This window comes from Microvirga sp. (genome assembly GCF_014699075.1).
GTDB lineage: Bacteria > Pseudomonadota > Alphaproteobacteria > Rhizobiales > Beijerinckiaceae > Microvirga.
This window is the reverse complement of the sequence record NZ_JACXAB010000007.1, coordinates 76,213-94,150: the sequence shown is the minus strand read 5'-3', so window position 1 is coordinate 94,150 and position 17,938 is coordinate 76,213. Positions and strand designations below refer to the sequence as shown.

Annotated in this window: 14 protein-coding genes; 10 read left to right on the top strand and 4 right to left on the bottom strand. The window is 63.7% G+C overall.

Annotated features, from left to right (window positions below):
• Positions 1 to 26: 26 nt before the first annotated feature.
• The 3 genes from IC232_RS13385 to crtI form a co-directional block, all read right to left on the bottom strand.
• Entirely contained in the window at positions 27 to 1,562 is a 1,536-nt protein-coding gene (locus tag IC232_RS13385) for a phytoene desaturase family protein (protein WP_190845480.1), read from the bottom strand.
• 82 nt (positions 1,563 to 1,644) lie between these two features.
• Complete coding sequence (locus tag IC232_RS13380) at positions 1,645 to 2,742, bottom strand: SAM-dependent methyltransferase (RefSeq protein WP_190845479.1); 1,098 nt, start codon at positions 2,740 to 2,742, stop codon at positions 1,645 to 1,647.
• Positions 2,743 to 2,893: 151 nt separating this feature from the next.
• Entirely contained in the window at positions 2,894 to 4,444 is a 1,551-nt protein-coding gene (gene crtI, locus IC232_RS13375; RefSeq protein ID WP_190845478.1) for a phytoene desaturase family protein, read from the bottom strand.
• A gap of 322 nt (positions 4,445 to 4,766) precedes the next feature.
• Here crtI and IC232_RS13370 point away from each other — a divergent pair, with 322 nt between their 5' ends.
• From IC232_RS13370 to IC232_RS13340, 7 genes are all read left to right on the top strand, one after another.
• Complete coding sequence (locus IC232_RS13370) at positions 4,767 to 5,153, top strand: septal ring lytic transglycosylase RlpA family protein (RefSeq protein ID WP_190845632.1); 387 nt, start codon at positions 4,767 to 4,769, stop codon at positions 5,151 to 5,153.
• 58 nt (positions 5,154 to 5,211) lie between these two features.
• A complete protein-coding gene (locus IC232_RS13365; protein WP_190845477.1) occupies positions 5,212 to 5,568 on the top strand; it encodes a hypothetical protein in 357 nt (118 codons plus the stop codon).
• 73 nt (positions 5,569 to 5,641) lie between these two features.
• Positions 5,642 to 5,947: a hypothetical protein gene (locus tag IC232_RS13360; protein ID WP_190845476.1), complete on the top strand. Its 306-nt coding sequence runs from the start codon at positions 5,642 to 5,644 to the stop codon at positions 5,945 to 5,947.
• Between the two features lie 56 nt (positions 5,948 to 6,003).
• Entirely contained in the window at positions 6,004 to 6,315 is a 312-nt protein-coding gene (locus IC232_RS13355; RefSeq protein ID WP_190845475.1) for a polyhydroxyalkanoic acid system family protein, read from the top strand.
• A gap of 208 nt (positions 6,316 to 6,523) precedes the next feature.
• Positions 6,524 to 7,726, top strand: a complete 1,203-nt coding sequence (locus IC232_RS13350; RefSeq protein ID WP_246812200.1) for a glycosyltransferase family 1 protein — start codon at positions 6,524 to 6,526, stop codon at positions 7,724 to 7,726.
• 6 nt (positions 7,727 to 7,732) lie between these two features.
• Positions 7,733 to 8,887, top strand: a complete 1,155-nt coding sequence (glf, locus tag IC232_RS13345) for a UDP-galactopyranose mutase (protein WP_190845473.1) — start codon at positions 7,733 to 7,735, stop codon at positions 8,885 to 8,887.
• Positions 8,888 to 8,960: 73 nt separating this feature from the next.
• A complete protein-coding gene (locus IC232_RS13340) occupies positions 8,961 to 11,132 on the top strand; it encodes a family 1 glycosylhydrolase (protein WP_190845472.1) in 2,172 nt (723 codons plus the stop codon).
• Between the two features lie 127 nt (positions 11,133 to 11,259).
• On the opposite strand, the gene IC232_RS13335 is transcribed toward IC232_RS13340, so the two are convergent.
• Positions 11,260 to 14,010: a glycoside hydrolase family 2 protein gene (locus IC232_RS13335; RefSeq protein ID WP_190845471.1), complete on the bottom strand. Its 2,751-nt coding sequence runs from the start codon at positions 14,008 to 14,010 to the stop codon at positions 11,260 to 11,262.
• 328 nt (positions 14,011 to 14,338) lie between these two features.
• On the opposite strand from IC232_RS13335, the gene IC232_RS13330 reads away from it, so the two are divergent.
• From IC232_RS13330 to IC232_RS13320, 3 genes are all read left to right on the top strand, one after another.
• A complete protein-coding gene (locus IC232_RS13330) occupies positions 14,339 to 14,629 on the top strand; it encodes a hypothetical protein (RefSeq protein ID WP_190845470.1) in 291 nt (96 codons plus the stop codon).
• Between the two features lie 198 nt (positions 14,630 to 14,827).
• A complete protein-coding gene (locus IC232_RS13325) occupies positions 14,828 to 17,353 on the top strand; it encodes a DUF3772 domain-containing protein (RefSeq protein WP_246812199.1) in 2,526 nt (841 codons plus the stop codon).
• Positions 17,350 to 17,847, top strand: coding sequence for a CAP domain-containing protein (locus IC232_RS13320; RefSeq protein WP_190845469.1), 498 nt, complete (start codon positions 17,350 to 17,352; stop codon positions 17,845 to 17,847). Before IC232_RS13325 ends, IC232_RS13320 begins: the two co-directional genes overlap by 4 nt.
• The last annotated feature ends 91 nt before the right edge of the window (positions 17,848 to 17,938 follow it).

Here is a 17,938-nt window from a genome sequence, read left to right as displayed (position 1 = left end):
TCCGGCGGTTGTGGTCGCTTCCTGCCTCAAGACACGTTCCGTAAATCTGAAGCCTTGCTGTCCGCATCGAGGGCGTCGGCGGCGATCCAGCCCGACATCATCACCATCGGCATGCCGGGGCCCGGATGGGCCGCGCCGCCGGCGAGATAAAGGCCCTGCACCTGGCGGCTGCGGTTGCCCGGCTTGAAGGCACCCATGAACTTGCCGTGGCTGGCGAGCCCATAGATGGCGCCGTTGAGCACCTTGTACCGGTCGTGGATGTCCTGCGGCGTGAGATGGCGCTCGACGACGATGCGCTCCTCGATGTCCTCCATGCCGGCCGTGCGTTTCAGCTTGTCGATGATCACCTGCCGGTAGGCCGGGTACATCTGAGACCAGTCATGGTGCGGGCGAAGATACGGCGTGTGCACCAGAACGTAGAGCGCCTCGCCGCCTTCCGGCGCGACGCTCGGATCGGTCGCGGCCGGTGCCGCGAGATAGCAGGTCGGATCAGGTGCAGGCTCGCCGCGGCGATAGATGTAGTCGAACTCCTCCTCCGGATCGCGCGAGAACACGAAGTCGTGGTGGAGGACGTGATCGTAGCGTTTGTTGAGGCCGAGATAGAGCACCACGCCGGAACAGGCCGGCTCGAAATCCTTGCGCGCGTAATGCTCGCCCACCTCGCCACCGACGAGTTCGCGATAGGTGCGGATCGAATCCATGTTGGAGATCACATTGTCGTAGGCCACCGTCTCACCGTTGGCGAGAACGACGCCTTCCACCGCGCCGTTTACGATCTTAAGAGATGCAATGTCGCTGTCGGTCTTGATCGTGGTGCCGAGTTCCGTCGCGAGCTTCGCCAGCGCTTCGGCAACCGCGCGCGTGCCGCCCATGGGATACCATACGCCATCTGCTGCCTGCATATGAGCGATGGCGCAGAGCACCGCGGGCGAACCATAAGGGGACGAGCCGACATATTGCGTGAAGTGATCGAGCATCTGCGCCAGGCGCTCGTCCTTGACCTTGGACCGAATGGTGCCCGCCACCGATGTGCCCATTCGCAGGGACAGCACGTCCCGCAACGTACCCGGATTCATGTTGGCCCGGATGTTGATGGTGTCGAAGAGATCCTCCACGGGCTTCCAGAAGAAGAACTTGTTCGAGATCTCGTGCAGATGGGCAGAGATTTCCTGGAAGCGCTTGTAGCCCTCACCCGTATTCTTGCCCGGTGCGAAGCGGTCCATCGCTTCAGCCATGGCACCGATGTTCTCCTGCAGGTCGATCTGCGTGCCGTCGTCGAAGAAGCAGCGCCATTGCGGATCGAGCCGCACGAGGTCGAGATAGTCGTGAAGGTTGCGCCCGGCTTCCGCGAAGATGCGCTCCAGAACGCGCGGCACGGTGAGGATCGTCGGGCCCATGTCGAACCGAAAGCCGTCTTCGTGCAGCACCGCGGCCTTGCCGCCGATCCAGGCGTTCTTGTCGTAAAGCGTGACCTTGTGGCCACGGGCGGCCGCAACGCAGGCCGCCGCCAAACCGCCCAGCCCTCCGCCGATGACTGCAACCGAAGTACCTTGAGCGCTCACGATGTCCTCCTGCAGGGCACAAGCCTAATCGTTCCAAGGCCTATGTCCAGTTGTGTTGGTTCTAGAAATCGCATGACCCACTTCAAGGCAGATCACGCAGGTTTGGGCGACGGGCGCAGATCATGCGCAGGGACTGCCGGCCCGGCGCCCGGATCACCGGGTCGAAGCCGGCCGCTTCCAGCAATGGTTTGATACGAGCCACGTCCCGGGTGTTGCCGCCCCAGAGCAGGTTCTTCAGCCGGTTGACCACGGAGACCGTGCCCGGACCGTCATGGGAAAGCACAGCAACCAGGAGCCAGCCGCCCGGTTTCAAGGCGCGGAAGATCCGGCGGAGGGCCTCCTCGATGACTGCATCGGGCAGGAACATCTGAGGCAGGAAGGCGAGGTCGAACGCCTTGTCCTCCCGCAGCTCTTCCACGCGCTCTTGGCGGATCGCGATGCGATCTGCCAGACCTGCCTGCCGCACATGCCTCTCGCCAATTTCAGCCGGATGCGATGCCGGCTCGAGCGCTACGGCGCTCAAGTGAGGGAAGTGCCGGCAGAGCGCGATGGACAGGCCCGCCGCGCCCGCTCCCACGTCGAGAAGTGCTGCTCCGGGAGCTTCGAGTTGTGGGATGAGGCCGGGCAGGAATTTCAGCTTCGGCAGCGCCCGCGTGGTCCAATGCCGGGTCAGGGTGCCCTGCGCTTCGATGATGGCGTCATTCGTATGGGACCAGCCGTCGAGGCGTAAGCTGCCCGTCGTCAACCTGTGCCGGAAGTCCTCGCTCTGCAGCAGCGGTGCGCGCAACGCTGCCTTGAAGGTCTCGGCACCCTCGGAGGATGTAAACGGCATGAGTGCGGGCGAGGCCCGTACCCGGCCGTCCTCCCACGTAACGAAGCCGAAGGTGGTGAGGCTGTCGATCAGGGTCTGCACGAGAGCCGGCGGAAGCGACAGGCCTAAGGCCAGCTCGCCAATGGTGGCCGCCTGACCGAGCCGCGCGAGCAGACCGCTCTCGGCGCAAGCCGACAGGGCGCTCGCCGACCAGATGGCGGTGTCGGCCTCTTCAAGCACCTTCAGAACATCGTCAGCTTTTCGGAAGGTCGGCAAGCGGGCCGGAATGCGCCAGGAGCCAAGGCCAACGGAGCCGAGGCCGAAGCGGTCTCCCCCGTGGGACAGAAGGGCATAAGCGCGCCACAGCATGAGGGTCTAGCGGATTGACGGTGAGGCCGTCATCGAGAGGTCCTCGACGACGATCCCGGCCAGCCGGGTGGCTTTGGCGCGGATGGGGGCGATGATGAGGGAACGAGAAACAGAAATGCGAGCAATCCGATTCGGCTCATGACAGGCTCCCTCACAAAGCGGCTTCGCCCAGCGGTGCAACGACCGGCTCCGGGCTGTCATTCCCGATCTTGCGACGCTCACGATCTTCGAGCAGCAGGCGCGTGGTGATGCGTGCGCCTTCGTAGATGACCGGGAGCCCGCTGCCCGGGTGCGTGCCGCCGCCGACGAGATAGACGTTGCGTCCGAAACGGTTGTTCGGCCGGAAGTAGAGCATCTGCGTGAGGTTGTGCGCGAGATTGAAGGTGGCGCCTTCAAAGACCGCAAAATCGTCCTCCCAGCCGCGTGGCGTCACCACGCGCTCATAGCGGATGCGGCTTTCGATGTCGGTGATGCCGAGCACTTTCAGCCGCTCCAGGGCGATCCTGCGATAGCGCGGGGCCTCGCGCTCCCAGTCGATATCGCAGCGCAGGTTCGGCACGGGGACGAGCACGTAGAGGCTCGTATGGCCCTTGGGTGCGAGCGACGGGTCGGTCACGCCCGCATGATGCACGTAGATCGACGGCTCCTCGGGCACGATGCCGTTGGTGATCTCGTGGATGTTGCGCTCGTATTCCTTCGACAGCAGGATCGTGTGATGGGCGAGATCCCCCACATCGCCTTCGATGCCGAGATAAAGCATGAAGGTGGAGCAGGAGATCTTTGCGCGATCGAGCTTCTTGTTTGTCCAGCGCGGTCGCATCTCTTCGGGTACGAGGTGGCGCATGGCGTGTCCGAAATCGCCGTTCACCACAACGGAGCCCGCAGCAAACCGCTCGCCGGCCGCCACGAGGCCAACGGCCTCTCCGTTCTCGTAGAGAATGCGGTCCACAGGCGTGTTCAGACGGATGTCGACGCCCATCTTGCGTGCGACATTCGCCATGGCCTCCGACACGGCGCCGCAGCCGCCCATTGGGTGAAACACGCCGTGCTCGTATTCGAGGAACGACAGGATCGTGAACAGGCTCGGGCACTGGAACGGCGACATGCCGAGGTATTTCGTCTGGAACGAAAAGGCGAGGCGCACGCGCGGGTCGGCGAAGTAGCGCTTGAGATCGCCATCGACGCTCGAGAACGGCCTGAGCTTCGGCAGCGCTGCCAGCATGGCCGGCGAGAAGAGATCCGCCGGGCTCGAGAACGCCTGTTCCAGCACGGGCCGGAAGGCTTCGAGCTTCTCGCGGTTGTCGTCGAGGAAGCGCCGCACGTTGCGGGCATCCGCAGGCGCAAGCCGGGCGATCTCCTGCTCCATGCGGTCGAGGTCATAGGTTGCGCGAATGGAGCCGCCACCTTCGAAGACAAGATGATATTGCGGGTCGAGGCGCCGGAGCTCGACATGGTCCTCCAGGCGCTCGCCGCAGGCCTCGAAAATATCCTTCAAAACACGCGGATAGAGGAAGAAGGTAGGGCCGATATCGAACTTGTAGCCGCCCGGAGCATGGATCGTGCGGGTGCGGCCGCCGACGGCCGGCTCACGCTCGAAGATGGTCACCGGAATCCCCTCACGGGCCAGCAGCATGGCAGATGCCAAGCCGCCTGGACCGGCCCCGACAATGGCAACATGCGGGGATGGGGAGGATTTCAGCATCGAACGTGGGCCCTCGGCCGTCTTGGGAACAGTGGAGCCTTTACCTATAGCGGCTTGGCTGTCCGGCCAGAGTCACAATCTGGCGATCACAGAACAGTGAAAACCTTCCAGAAGCTAAGGAAACGTTGTTCCATATAGAGAGTGGCACGAAAAAAATTCTTCAGGCTAGTTTTGCCAACAGTTCCATATCTCTGAAGTATGAGCGGCCTCTGAAAATATTTAGGCGCCTTATTCTTGCCTTTTTAAAGTTCAGCTTCACTTCCAATCACAACGGAAGGGGAGACTGTCCTTGAAGAATATCCTCACCCGAGCATCTGTAATGATGCCACTTCTTTTTATTGCTGCTTGCAATACAACCGCGTCCAACGATCCCACCGTCACGGGATCCATCTCAACCGCCAATATCGAGACAGGCAAAGCCTTTCAGCGCGGCGCCGCCTCCTGGTACGGACCCGGTTTTCATGGCCGCAAGACCGCCAGCGGCGAGCGATTCAATTCCTACGACATGACGGCTGCCCACCGGTCTCTGCCGTTCGGTACCCGACTCAAGGTCGTCAATGAGACCAACGGCCGTTCCGTGGTCGTGCGGGTGAACGATCGCGGGCCTTTCGCCCACCGGCGCATCATCGATCTCGCCAAGGGGCCGGCCCAGGCTCTCGGCCTGACCGCGTCCGGGGTCGGCTACGTCTCCCTTCATCGGCTGGATTAGGCGCTTCTTAATCCCTTGCGGCGATTCTTGGCCCGATTCGGGACCACGGGTTGCTTACATGGAATCGAGATCGTCTCAGCCGACGAACGTCATCCGCTTTCCGGGCGCGCGCTCGTCGGCCAATACACGCCACGACCAGAAGAGCCTCATGGACGCAGTGTATTCCGCGGGCTCACTGACAATCCGCGCCGACGATCGCGTGATGAAGGCCATGGCGACGCGGCTCACCATCTTCGGCTTTGTCGTCATCGATGAAATCCAAGGTGACGGCATGGGCCGGCGGCTTCGCCCCTCCGAGGCTTTTCAAGCCTCCACGGCCTTGCCCTGGCGCATTTCGAAGCCCTCAGGCCGCTACCGGATCGATACCGACATTCCTGAAGCGGACCGTGACCTGTTCGCTGCCTTGCAGGCCTGAGCGCGTCCAGGGCTCGCCTTTCCCGCCTTGTGAGCTATGTCCTGCTCTGGCCATGGCACTCCAGGGGAAGGCGATGCACCTGATTCAAATCCTTCTGCCGCTTGCCGACAATGCGGGCCGCCGCTTCGACGGCGCAGCTTTTGGACGGGTGCGCTCGGAACTGGCCGAGCGCTTCGGCGGCATCACGAGCTTCACGCGCGCGCCGGCCGAAGGCGTCTGGAAGGAAGGTGGCCATACGGCCCATGACGACATCGTCGTGTTCGAGGTCATGGCGCGCGAGATCGATCACCCCTGGTGGGAGCGCTACCGCGCTGAACTGGAACGCCGCTTCGATCAGGAAGCGATCGTCATGCGGGCGATTCGCGTCGAAATGCTCTAGCCACGGAACCGATACGGCACGGCTTCGCTTGTTCCATCAAAAAGCGGAGCACTCCTATGTCGAAGCCCCTCGTCGTTTCCATTCCCCATAACCTGGGCCAAGCCGAAGCCATGCGGCGGCTTCAGGGTGGCATGGCAGGCGTGAAATCGCAGTTCGGGGACAAGGTCGCGTCCATCCAGGAAACCTGGAGCGGAAACCGGATGGACTTTCGTGTCGGCGCCATGGGCCAGAACGTCAGCGGCCATCTTGAAGTCATGCAAGATCAGGTGCGTGTCGAAGTCCAGTTGCCGTGGATACTTGCGATGATTGCGGAGAAGGCAAAGACCTTCATCCAAAAGCAAGGAACACTCCTGCTCGAAAAGAAGTGATGTCCACTATTCCCATGAATAGCCGTTCACGAAGATGAACGCAGAGGGAACCAAACTGCTCCGTCTGCGTTGTAAAAACGATTGCGACCGTGACCCTTCGCCGGTGCGCTTCACTTAAGACATCGATTTATTCGCTCCGGACCGGGTTCTTCTGTCCGATCGTGACAACACACCTTTATCTGAGGTTCGCGCTATGCATGAGCGTTTGATGACGCAGTCCTACGCCCTTCGTTCGCCTATCAAAGCCGGTTCGGAAAAGCCCCTCCTCGTTTGCTTCTCTCACCTCCGCTGGGACTTCGTCTGGCAGCGTCCTCAACACCTTCTCAGCCGCGCCGCCAAGCACTACAACGTGCTGATCATCGAAGAGCCGATGTTCAAGGCTGGCATCACCCCGCACATGGACGTGAGCGAGCGCCCGCAGGGCGTCACCATCGCCGTTCCCATGCTCCCTGAGGGTTTATCCCACCAGGATGTGCTTTCTGAACAGCATGACCTCATCGAAGAGCTGATCGGACGCGAATCCACCGGCTCGCGCGTGTTCTGGTACTACACGCCGATGGCCATGGCCTTCACCAGCGATTTCGAGTGCGATCTGTGCATCTACGACAACATGGATGAGCTTTCGCTCTTCCGCGGAGCGTCGCAGGAACTCATCGACCTCGAGAACGCGCTGTTCTCGCGCTGCGATCTGGTGTTCACCGGCGGCATGAGCCTTTACGAGGCCAAGAAGAGCCGCCATCGCAGCGTCCATGGTTTCCCGTCGTCGATTGACTTCAATCATTTCTCGCAGGCGCGCTCGATCGATCAGGATCCTGAGGATCAGGCGCATATTCCGCATGTTCGCCTCGGCTTCTTCGGTGTTGTCGACGAGCGCATGGACATCGATCTGCTCGCGCAGGTCGCCGAGCTGCGCCCCGACTGGCAGTTCGTCATGATCGGCCCGGTGGTGAAGATCGATCCGGCGAGCCTGCCGCAAGCACCCAACATTCATTGGCTCGGCGGCAAATCGTACAATGAACTGCCGCACTACCTCGCCGGTTGGGACGTGGGCTTCATGAACTTCGCCCTCAACGAGGCGACGAAGTTCATCAGCCCCACCAAGACGCCCGAGTTCCTGGCCGCCGGCGTTCCCGTCGTCTCGACCGCGATCACCGACGTGGTGCGCCCCTACGGCGAGAAGGGTCTCGTCGAGATCGCAAGGAGCGCCAAGGAGGTGGTCGCCAAGGTCGAAACCGTCTTGGCCCGGCCGAAGGATCCCTGGCTCGCCAGGGTGGACCGGCACCTCGCCGCCGGTTCCTGGGACAAGACCTGGGGCGCCATGCACAAGCTGATGCTGGATGCCACCGGCGATGCCGCTACGGATCGCCCGGCTTCGTCCCATCCCGTTTATGCCACCACGCCTGCGGAGTGACCTGGAATGTATGACTGGCTAATTGTCGGCGCCGGCTTTGCGGGCAGTGTTCTGGCGGAACGTCTTGCGAGCGAGCGCAACGAGCGCGTCCTTCTCATCGACCGTCGTCCTCATATCGGCGGCAACGCCTATGACCGGTATGACGATGACGGGCTGCTGATTCACCAGTATGGACCGCACATTTTCCATACCAATTCCAAGCAGATCTTCGACCATCTCTCCAAGTTCACCGAATGGCGCTTCTACGAGCACCGGGTGCTGGCGGAGGTGGACGGCATGCAGGTGCCGATCCCGATCAATCTCGACACGGTCAACAAGCTCTACGGCCTGAACCTGACCTCCGAGCAGTTGCAGGACTGGTTTGCCGAGCGCGCCGAGTCGATCGGCGAGATTAAGACGTCCGAGGACGTGGTGGTGTCCGTGGTCGGCCGCGAGCTCTACGAAAAGTTCTTCCGCGGCTACACCCGCAAGCAATGGGGCCTCGATCCCTCGGAACTCGACAAGTCCGTGACCTCCCGCGTGCCCACCCGCACGAACCGGGACGACCGCTACTTCACGGACGAGTTCCAGTTCATGCCGAAGCACGGCTACACGCGGATGTTCGAGAAGATGCTGAGCCATCCGAACATCGACATCATGACGCAGACTGAGTACGACGACGTCAAGAATGTCATCCCGCATCGCCGGGTCATCTATTGCGGGCCGATCGACGAGTACTTCAAATTCCAGTTCGGCAAGCTGCCCTATCGCTCGCTGCGCTTCCAGCACGTGACGCTCGACAAGGCCTGGCACCAGTCCGTCGGCGTGGTGAACTTCCCGCAGACGCAGGATTACACCCGCGTCACGGAATACAAGCACCTGACCGGTCAGGAGCATGCCAAGACGGCTCTCACCTACGAGTATCCGGCGGCAGAAGGCGATCCCTACTACCCGATCCCGAAGGCGGAGAACCAGGAGCTCTTCAAGAAATACGAGCGCCTGGCTCTCGCCACGCCCGATGTGTGGTTCGTGGGACGCTTGGCAACCTATCGCTACTACAACATGGACCAGATCGTCGGCCAGGCGCTTGCCACCTTCCGGCGCATCAACGAATCCCTGCCGGCCGGAGCGGATACATCGGCTGTCAAGGTCGTATCGCCTTCGGCAGGTCTCGTCTCCTGATGAAAATATTCATCGAACAATCCGCGCTAAGAATTGTTGAAGAACGCTTAGTGAAATAGCTCGGAGTTGTACGATGAAGCAATCACTAGAGCTTTGGGGCGGTTTGGAATGTACTGTCGCACGCGTAGGCGACGACTACCGCGACCAAAGCCTGGAGACCGGTTATCAGGATCGCATCGAGGATCTCGATCGTATCGCTGAACTCGGAATCCGCACGCTCCGTCATCCGGTGCTCTGGGAGAAGATCTCTCCCGAGAGCCCGGATCGGACGGACTTCTCCTGGCACGATACGCGCCTGAAGCGCCTGCAAGAGCTGAACATCCGCGCCATTGCGGGCCTGTGCCATCACGGCAGCGGGCCGCGCTATACGAACATGCTCGATCCCGCCTGGCCCGAGCTTCTGGCGCGCCATGCCGCCAACGTGGCGGAGCGCTATCCCCATCTCGATCTCTACACGCCGGTCAATGAGCCGCTCACCACCGCGCGGTTCTCAGGGCTCTACGGCCACTGGTATCCGCACGGCACAAGCTATGAGGCTTTCCTCAAGATCCTCGTGAGCGAGTGCAAGGCAACCGTCCTGTCCATGCGCGCCATCCGAAAGGTGCGGCCCGATGCGCAGCTCGTGCAGACAGACGATATGGGCAAGACCTTCTCGACGCCGACCCTCGCCTATCAGGCGGAGCACGAGAACCAGCGCCGTTTCCTAAGCTTCGATCTTCTGTGCGGCATGGTCGACCGGAATCATCCGTGGTGGCGGATTTTGCTCGATCATGGGGTTGAGCAGGCCGATCTCGAACTCCTGCTCGAGGCGGATGCTGCGCCCGACATCATCGGCATCAATCATTATCTCACCAGCGAGCGCTACCTCGATGAGCGCATGCGCCGCTATCCCGAGCACCATTGGGGCGGCAACGGCCGGCATCAATATGCCGATGCCGAAGCGGTTCGCATGCCGCTGCCCGCCGCGGATCTTGGTCCAGGTGCCCGCTTGCGGGAGGTGTGGGAGCGCTACCGGCGGCCGATCGCCGTCACCGAGGCCCATCACGGCAGCACCCGAGACGATCAGCTCCGTTGGCTCATGGAGGTGTGGAACGACGTCAACACGCTCCGTGACGAGGGCGCCGACATTCGCGCCGTCACCGTCTGGTCGCTCTATGGGGCGGTGGACTGGAACAGCCTTCTCACCCGCCGCAACGGATTCTACGAGCCGGGTCCCTTCGATGTTCGCACATCCGTGCCACGGCGCACCGCGCTGGCGCATGCCGCGGAAGCGCTGGCCAAAACCGGCACCTTCGATCATCCGGTGCTCGATCGCGCCGGCTGGTGGAAGCGCGACATCCGCTTCTACAAGCCGCCGGCCCGGCAGTCGAAGTCCTGCTGGCTGGCCGACGAGCCGCGCCAGCTCCTGATCACGGGTGCCACGGGAACCCTGGGGCGCGCCTATTCGCGCCTGTGCGATTTCCGCGGCCTCAATCACGCTCTGCTCTCGCGCCAGGACATGGACATCGCAGACGCCAAGAGCGTTGCCGAAGCTTTGAAATGCCACCGGCCCTGGGCGGTGATCAACACCGCCGGCTACGTGCGCGTCGCGGAAGCAGAGAACGACCGCAAGGCCTGCTTCCGCGAAAATGCCAGGGGTGCCGAGGTTCTTGCGAAGGTATGCGCCGACCTCGGAATCCCGCTCGTGACCTTCTCGTCCGATCTCGTCTTCGACGGCACTCTCGACAGACCGTATGTGGAGAGCGATGCGGTCAATCCGACCACGGTCTATGGCGAGAGCAAAGCCGAGGCGGAGCGTCGCGTGCTGGAGGCTCACGATAAGGCGCTCATCCTGCGCACGAGCGCCTTCTTCGGCCCCTGGGACCGCTACAACTTCGTCTGGTCCATTCTCAATACCTTGAGCAAGGGAGAGGGCGTGGAGGCGAGCCTCGATGTGGTGTCGCCCACTTACGTGCCCGATCTCGTGAACACCTCCCTCGATCTGCTGATCGACGGCGGAACGGGTATCTGGCACATGGCCAATATCGGCGAGACCTCCTGGCGGGATCTCGCAGCCATGGCGGCCGAGCGCGCGGGCTTCGATTCCAGCCTCGTCACCGATGCGGGCGACTTGCCGGCACTCAACACGGCGCTGTCCACCGAGCGCGGCATTCTCATGCCGCGCCTCGAGAGCGCCCTCGACCGCTTCTTCGCCGACAACGAAGTCGAGTGGTCGGAGAACGCCATGAAGGTGGCGGCCGAGTAGATTATCCTCATCCTGATCATGCTCGGAAAAGACCGGCATAAGGTCGGTCTTTTCTATGTGGCGCGCGAAGAAAAGGGCGGCGCAGAGGTTTCTGCGCCCCCCTTTTTGTGGGTGATGTTAAAGCGCGTTACGCAGCCGCTTCCGCAGCCCTGACCGCTTCTTCGAGACGCGCTGCCCGCGACTCGACCGCGAGCTCCACCAGGGCATCGGTGAGCATCGTCGCCGTCGGGTCGGCCATCGGCGCATCCCGGAGAATACGCAAGGTCGAGGCGACCAGGCGGCCGCGTCCGTAGGAGCGCTCCACGCCGAGCGCCACCGGCTTGTGGATCCAGCCGACCACGAGACCGGCGAAGACGCGGGCCTGGAAGTCGAGCAGGTTGCAGCCCGAGATCACATGATCCGGCAGCACCCGGTCCATGGTCTCGTCGAGGAGCGGCCCGGAGGGGAAGCGGGCGAAATGGCCCGAACGCCGCAGCCAGCCGAAAGACGATGCCCAGTCGCCCGACCACAGCGTGCCGTTACGCGCCTGCACCTTCACCGCCTGCCAGTGCGGGAAGAACGGGTAGAGGCTCATGTCGCTTTCCGGGAGCAGCAGGAGCTTGGCGCCGGCGCGCACGTGATCGGCGATCGCCTTGTTGTGCGTGCGGGCGACAACCAGGGTCGATTCCTCGAAGGCGCGGGCCAGGGTGTAGCCCAGCGCCCGGAAGTGCTCGCGGATGTCTTCATCCGGCGACCAGACCAGCTCACGCGCATGAACGGGCCGCGTGCGCTTGGGATGGATCGCGATGTCGTGGTGGTTGTGCGCGATCAGGCGGCCGTCGGAGCTACGCAGATCGAAATTGATCCGCCGCAGGGATGGCTCGTCCATGACCGGCAGCTTGATCTCCACGCGGCCCAGATCGAGCACGTCCGGCGCCTCGACGCGAGGCAGAGGCAGCGTCTGGCTCTCACCGGCGACCGTGACCTCCAGCCGGCAATCCTCCAGGACAGGGCCTGCCCCATGCGCCACCGCCAGGTCCAGGGCGACCGTTTCGCCGGACCAATAGGAGGCGCGCTCCCACTTGGGCACGATGATCGTGTCCGAGTTGATGATGGGGAAGAGCTCATGGAACACGCGCGTGTTGCGGCGCATGTCGAGAAGGCCGTTCGACTCCCAGTGGCAGTCATGCAGCTCGGTGATCACGTAGCCGGCAAGATTCGGCTTCCGGCGCATGGATTCGATCTCGTACTTGAACGCCCGGAACTGCTGCCACTGGGCAGCGATCACGAAGCGGCGCAGGTCGCCGAACACCCGGTCGAGGCTCCAGTCCGAGAAGCGGTTCTCGACCCCGTGGGCATACATCACGCCCTCGCCCCAGTCGTGGCCGGTCTCGAACCACCAGGGCTCCTCGCCCTTCTCGTCGCGCAGGTCCTTCGGATAAGGCAGGCCCCAGTTGCCGAACTCCGAGCACATGAGCGGCTCGCGGCCGGTGATCACCGCATCGCCATGGGGCGAGTAGAGCCAGGAGGCGCGGCCCGACAGTTCGTCCACGAACTGGTCCCACTGCTCCCGGTGATCGGGATAGGCGGCATAGAAGTGATAATCCGCGATGTCGGATTCCACATGGAAGCTCGGCGCCAACGGCGAGTTGTCGACCACGAGGCGCGTGGGATCGTAGGCCTTCAGCCACGCGAAGGTACGCTTGAGCCAGTCGCGGTGGTCCGCATCGTTGACGAGGTCGACGCCCCAGTTCTCGTTGATGATCGTCCAGATGATGATCGACGGATGGTTGCCGTCGCGATCGACGATGCCCTTCAGGAGCTTTTCCTTGCGGCCGCGCGAGCGGTCGGTGGCCATGCCGCCGTTGGGCAGCTCGGTCCAGATGAGCAGGCCCATCCTGTCCGCCACCTCGTAGTAGCGGGGATCGGCCGCCTTGATGTGGCAGCGCAGGCAGTTGAGGCCCATCTCCTTCGCCTTGCGGAACTGGTCCTCCAGGAACTCCACCGACGGCACGGTGCAGATCGTGTCCGGGTAGTAATCCTGGTCGAGCGCGGAGCGCAGGTAGAGCGGCTCGCCGTTGAGATAGAACTTGCCGTTTCGGGTCTCGATGGAGCGGAAGCCGAAATAGTCCGCAATCTCGTCCTTCACCTCGCCGTCGCGCATGAGTTCCAGGCGAATGCGGTAGAGGTGGGGGTGATCGGGCGACCAGGCGCGCACGTCGTCGAGGGTGAACTCGAACGGCATGGAGGTGACGCCCACCTGCGTCTCATGCATCTCGTCGAGCACCACGTCGCCCGATGGGTCGGTCACCTGGATGCGGATCTGCGTCGCGTCCGTGAGGGGACGCGCGAAGAACACGCCCGATGTCACGCGGCCCGTAGTCAGGTTGGGCACGAGGCGCACGCGGCTCATGTGGTCCGGAATCCGGCGCTCGAGATAAACCGACTGCCAGATGCCGGAGAGGGGGCCGTACCAGCTCTGCTTGCCGAACGGGATCTCGGCAAAGGGCGAGTCCGGGAACTCGGCCGGGTTGTCGGTGGGGCTGTCGACGCGGACCTTGATCTCGTTCGCACCGGGCTTGAGGTAGGGGGTCACGTCGAAGGAGAACGGCAGGAAGCCGCCCTCGTTGTGGCCCACCGCCTCGCCGTTCACGAAAACCTTCGTGTTGTGGAAGACCGCGCCGAAACGGATCCAGATGCTGTCGTGGAGCCACTCTTCCGCGACTTCGAGCGTCCTGCGGTAGATGCCGATGCCGGCCCGCATCCGCAGGTCCGCGAATTGGGCCTGCCAAGGACTGGGCACCGTGATCTGGCGAACCTCCGCCGGGCCAGCGAGACGGTCGTCGGCCACATGCAAAAATTCCCAAGTCCCGTCCAGACTGATGCGATTGTCCAGCATGATCTCTCCTTGAATCAGAGATTACCCAAGGGTCTCGAAAACGGCGAAAACATGGCTGAGAGCAGCCCGGCGGCGGCTGTTGCCCACCCTGCGACACCTCGTGCACGCCCGCTCGCTCGACCCATCGGCCCCTCGTCTCTGACCGTGATTGGTGGCCTATGTCGGACAACGGGAAAAAGCTTCATTGGATCCAGCGGGCAGAGGCGCCCGGCATGCCGAACGGCCAAGATCGGACCTGGCAGGAACCGCCACTCCTATCTGGCGTTGCCCTGATAACGCCGAGCCTTGCTGCTCGCCCGACAGACACCCTTACTGAAAGAGGCTCGAGATGGCTCAACTGATCCCCGACGATCGCACCCGCCAGGGAGGCTCCGGCCGCCCGGTTCTGGGTGTCCTGATCGGCTCGCTCCTGCTGCTGGCCGTTGCCGTCGGCGGTTACATGATCTGGGTCGGATCGACCTCGCCCGACGATCCCGGCACGGATGCAGCCCGCTCGGCCACGACGGGCTCCACGACCGGTTCGTCCAATGCCAACCCCACCAACCGGATCGCGCCGGCGAATCCGGCCTATCCGGCGCCTGGCGCACAGCCTTCGGCGAACGAGCCTCCGAAGCGGTAACGCAGCTTCCGCAAAGGCAGTCGGGCGAGGCGTCATGGCCTCCCCGGCTTTTTTGTTGCGCATGGTCTGCCCTGCGGCGAGTTTTCGCCGTAATGATTCGCGAAGAACCGGCCCGCTTACGCTTCTTGCGCGAACGGAGCTGGCAGAATGGAGCACGGGACGGGTCCCATGCTCCGAGAATGCGATGGGGTAGACCGAATGATGAGTATTGGCCTCAAGCGGCTCTTCGGGGCCGCCGTGATCGTGCTGGCGATGGCCACCGGCGGCACGTCCGATGCGCAGCCCGTACAGACTGCTCCCAATCCTCAGGCGCAAGCGCCGGCTCAACCGCAGCCTCAGGCGGCTCCTGCTCCCGCGACGATTTCAGCGGAAACCAAGGCCGCCCGCGCCAAGCTCGACGGCTACAAGGCCGACCTCGACCAGAAGGAGGCGGCGATCCAGGGCCGGACCATGTCCGACACGGATCTGCAGAACATCCGCCAGCAGATCGAGCCGATCATCGCCGATATCCGGGCCGTCGTGGACGAGCAGACCCCGAGGTTGGAGGCCAGCAAGCAGCGCCTGTCGCAGCTCGGCCCCAAGCCCGAGAAGGGCCAGCCCGAGGAGAGCGCCGACGTGGCCCGGGACCGCGCGGAGCGCGAGGCCGCTGTTGCGGAGCTGGATGAGACCCAGCGCCTCGGCCGTGCCCTGCTGGTGCAAGCCGAGCAGCTGAGCACGCAGATCGGAGACCTGCGCCGGACGGGCTTCACCCGCGCCCTGTTCGAGCAGAGCGACGGCCTGTTCAGTCCGAGCCTCTGGATGAATGTGGTGCAGGCGGTTCCGCGGGAGTTCCGGGCGCTGGGCATCATCGCCGAGGATGCCCTGGAGCAGCTCCGGCGCAGCGCAACCCTGGGTGTCCTGCTCCTTCTCGGGCTGGCCATCGGGGCGGCGATCGCGCTCTATGTCGGCCGCCGCTCCATCGCGCCCCGACTCGTGCGTCGCGACCGGGCCATCAACGATCCGTCCCGGCGCAGCCGCCTGCTGGCGGCGCTCGGCGTTCTCGTTCTCGGGGCGGGCCCGGCCATTGCCGGAAGCTGGATCGTCTGGGTGGCCTTCGATTCCGCCGATGTGGTGCCGCCCCGGCTGGAGCAGGTGGGCAGGGCCATGCTCAGTGGGCTTGCCTTCATCGCCTTCGTGCGGGCCCTGATCGACGCCATCCTGGCGCCGGATCATACCTCGTGGCGGCTGATCCCGGTGCGGGATGCCTCCGCCACCCGGATCATGAGCTTCTCCATCACCCTCTCGACGGTCATGGTCGTCGGCAAGGTGATCGAGGCCTTCAACAAGGCCATTGCGGCGGCGCTGCCGATCACGGTGATCACCCGGGCGGTCTTTGCCCTCGCGGCGGCTCTGGTCTTCGCCGAGCTTCTCCGGCGGTTCGCGACCCGCGAGTCGCAGGACGAGGCCTGCCTCGGGCCCTATGTCCCGCAGGAGGTCGATATCGGCGGCCCCCTGCGCAGCCTCGGCTGGTTCATCGTCGCCCTGATCATCGGCAGCGTGGTGGGCGGCTACATCGCCCTGGCGTCCTTCCTGGTCGATCAGGCGGTGGGAATCTCCATCATCATCGCCCTGCTGGTGCTGGGCATCGCTTTCGCCGACGAGTTCATCGGCGGCTCCCTGCGCGGCCAGAGCCGGATTGCCACGACGCTCCAGGCCAATACGGGCCTGCGCCGCCGTTCGCTCGAGCAGATCGGCATTCTGGTGAGCGGCGTTGCGCGCCTTGCGCTGATCATCATCGCCATCCTGCTCGTGCTGCTGCCCTGGGGCATCGAATCGACCGACGTGACGGGCTCGCTCCGGGCCCTGTTCTTCGGCTTCAATGTAGGCGACGTGACGATCTCGCTGTCGTCGATCCTGATCGCCGCCCTGCTGTTCGCAGGGGGCTTCACCATCACCCGCATCATTCAGCGCTGGCTCGACAACACGTTCCTGCCGGCCACCGATCTCGATGCGGGCCTGCGCAACTCGATCCGCACGGCGGCGGGCTATGTGGGCATCATCACGGCGGGCGTGGTGGCCTTCACCTATCTGGGCCTGAGCCTGGAGCGGCTCACCATCGTGGCCGGTGCGCTGTCGGTGGGTATCGGTTTCGGCCTGCAATCCATCGTCAACAACTTCATCTCCGGCCTGATCCTGCTGTGGGAGCGCCCGATCCGCGTGGGCGATCTCGTGGTGGTGGGCGACGGCGAGGGCTATGTGCGCCGGATCAACGTGCGCTCCACCGAGATCCAGGCCTTCGACCGCTCGATGCTGATCGTGCCGAACTCGAACCTGATCTCCGGCATCGTGCGCAATCGCGTGCGCAACGACCGCGTGGGGCGCGTGCTCGTGTCGGTTCCGGTGCCCCGCGCGTCCGATCCGGATCACGTGGCGGAGATCATGCGAAAGGCCGCTCTTGCCCACCGGGAGGTGATGAGCGAGCCCAATCCGCGCGTGCTGTTCAAGAAGGTGACGGAAAACACCATCGACTTCGACCTCGTCTGCTTCGTCGATGACATCGATGCGGCCGCGCGCGTGTCGAGCGAGCTCTATTTCGATATCTTCCGTGGCCTGCGCAAGGCCGGCATCGGGGCTCCTGCGCCCGCACCGGCTCCCGAGCCTGAGGAGCCGGAGGAGAAAGCGCCCAAGGTCGAGGACAAAGAGGACGAAACCTTAACCCTTCTCAAGGATAAGACGCCCGCATGAAGCGTCTCATCCTCATCAGCCTGTCCGCCCTCGCCGTGGCCGCCTGCCAGAGCGAGAAGCCCGTCCCCCGGAGCCAGACCCCGAGCTTCTACATCTCCATGGCCAAGGCGGATGCGCAAGTGGATGCCGCCATGGCGCGCGACATGATCAGCGCCTATCGCGGCAACAACGGCCTGCGCCCCCTGGCCCTCGACCCGGATCTCCAGGCTGCGGCCCAGGCGGAGGCCGACGCCATGGCGCGGGCCGACAGGCCCAGCTCCGCCGACAGCTTCAAGGCGCGGCTTGCCTCCACGGGCTTTGCCCAGCCGGCCGCAAACCTCTCCGCCGGCTATCACACCCTGGCCGAGGCCTTCTCCGGCTGGCGCGAGAGCCCGTCGCACAACCGGGTGCTTCTCGATTCCAGAGCGACCCGGATCGGCATCGCCACGGCCTATGCGCCGAACTCCAAGTACAAGGTCTACTGGGCCCTGGCCGTCGCGGCTGAGAAGCGCTGATCGCCTGCGACAGTCTGAGACGGCGGGCTCCGGAACTTAACCCATGTTAGCGGGCTTTAGCTTGAGGAACTCTCAAGCTTAACGAGTGCGC

Bases quoted from the DNA above. Each gene is read 5' to 3' on its own strand.
- IC232_RS13335 (WP_190845471.1), bottom strand. From the start codon at position 14,010: ATGCTGGACAATCGCATCAGTCTGGACGGGACTTGGGAATTTTTGCAT.
- IC232_RS13370 (WP_190845632.1), top strand. From the start codon at position 4,767: ATGCCACTTCTTTTTATTGCTGCTTGCAATACAACCGCGTCCAACGAT.
- glf (WP_190845473.1), top strand. From the start codon at position 7,733: ATGTATGACTGGCTAATTGTCGGCGCCGGCTTTGCGGGCAGTGTTCTG.
- IC232_RS13320 (WP_190845469.1), top strand. From the start codon at position 17,350: ATGAAGCGTCTCATCCTCATCAGCCTGTCCGCCCTCGCCGTGGCCGCC.
- IC232_RS13325 (WP_246812199.1), top strand. From the start codon at position 14,828: ATGATGAGTATTGGCCTCAAGCGGCTCTTCGGGGCCGCCGTGATCGTG.
- IC232_RS13330 (WP_190845470.1), top strand. From the start codon at position 14,339: ATGGCTCAACTGATCCCCGACGATCGCACCCGCCAGGGAGGCTCCGGC.
- IC232_RS13355 (WP_190845475.1), top strand. From the start codon at position 6,004: ATGTCGAAGCCCCTCGTCGTTTCCATTCCCCATAACCTGGGCCAAGCC.
- IC232_RS13340 (WP_190845472.1), top strand. From the start codon at position 8,961: ATGAAGCAATCACTAGAGCTTTGGGGCGGTTTGGAATGTACTGTCGCA.
- IC232_RS13365 (WP_190845477.1), top strand. From the start codon at position 5,212: ATGGAATCGAGATCGTCTCAGCCGACGAACGTCATCCGCTTTCCGGGC.
- crtI (WP_190845478.1), bottom strand. From the start codon at position 4,444: ATGCTGAAATCCTCCCCATCCCCGCATGTTGCCATTGTCGGGGCCGGT.
- IC232_RS13360 (WP_190845476.1), top strand. From the start codon at position 5,642: ATGCACCTGATTCAAATCCTTCTGCCGCTTGCCGACAATGCGGGCCGC.
- IC232_RS13380 (WP_190845479.1), bottom strand. From the start codon at position 2,742: ATGCTGTGGCGCGCTTATGCCCTTCTGTCCCACGGGGGAGACCGCTTC.
- IC232_RS13350 (WP_246812200.1), top strand. From the start codon at position 6,524: ATGACGCAGTCCTACGCCCTTCGTTCGCCTATCAAAGCCGGTTCGGAA.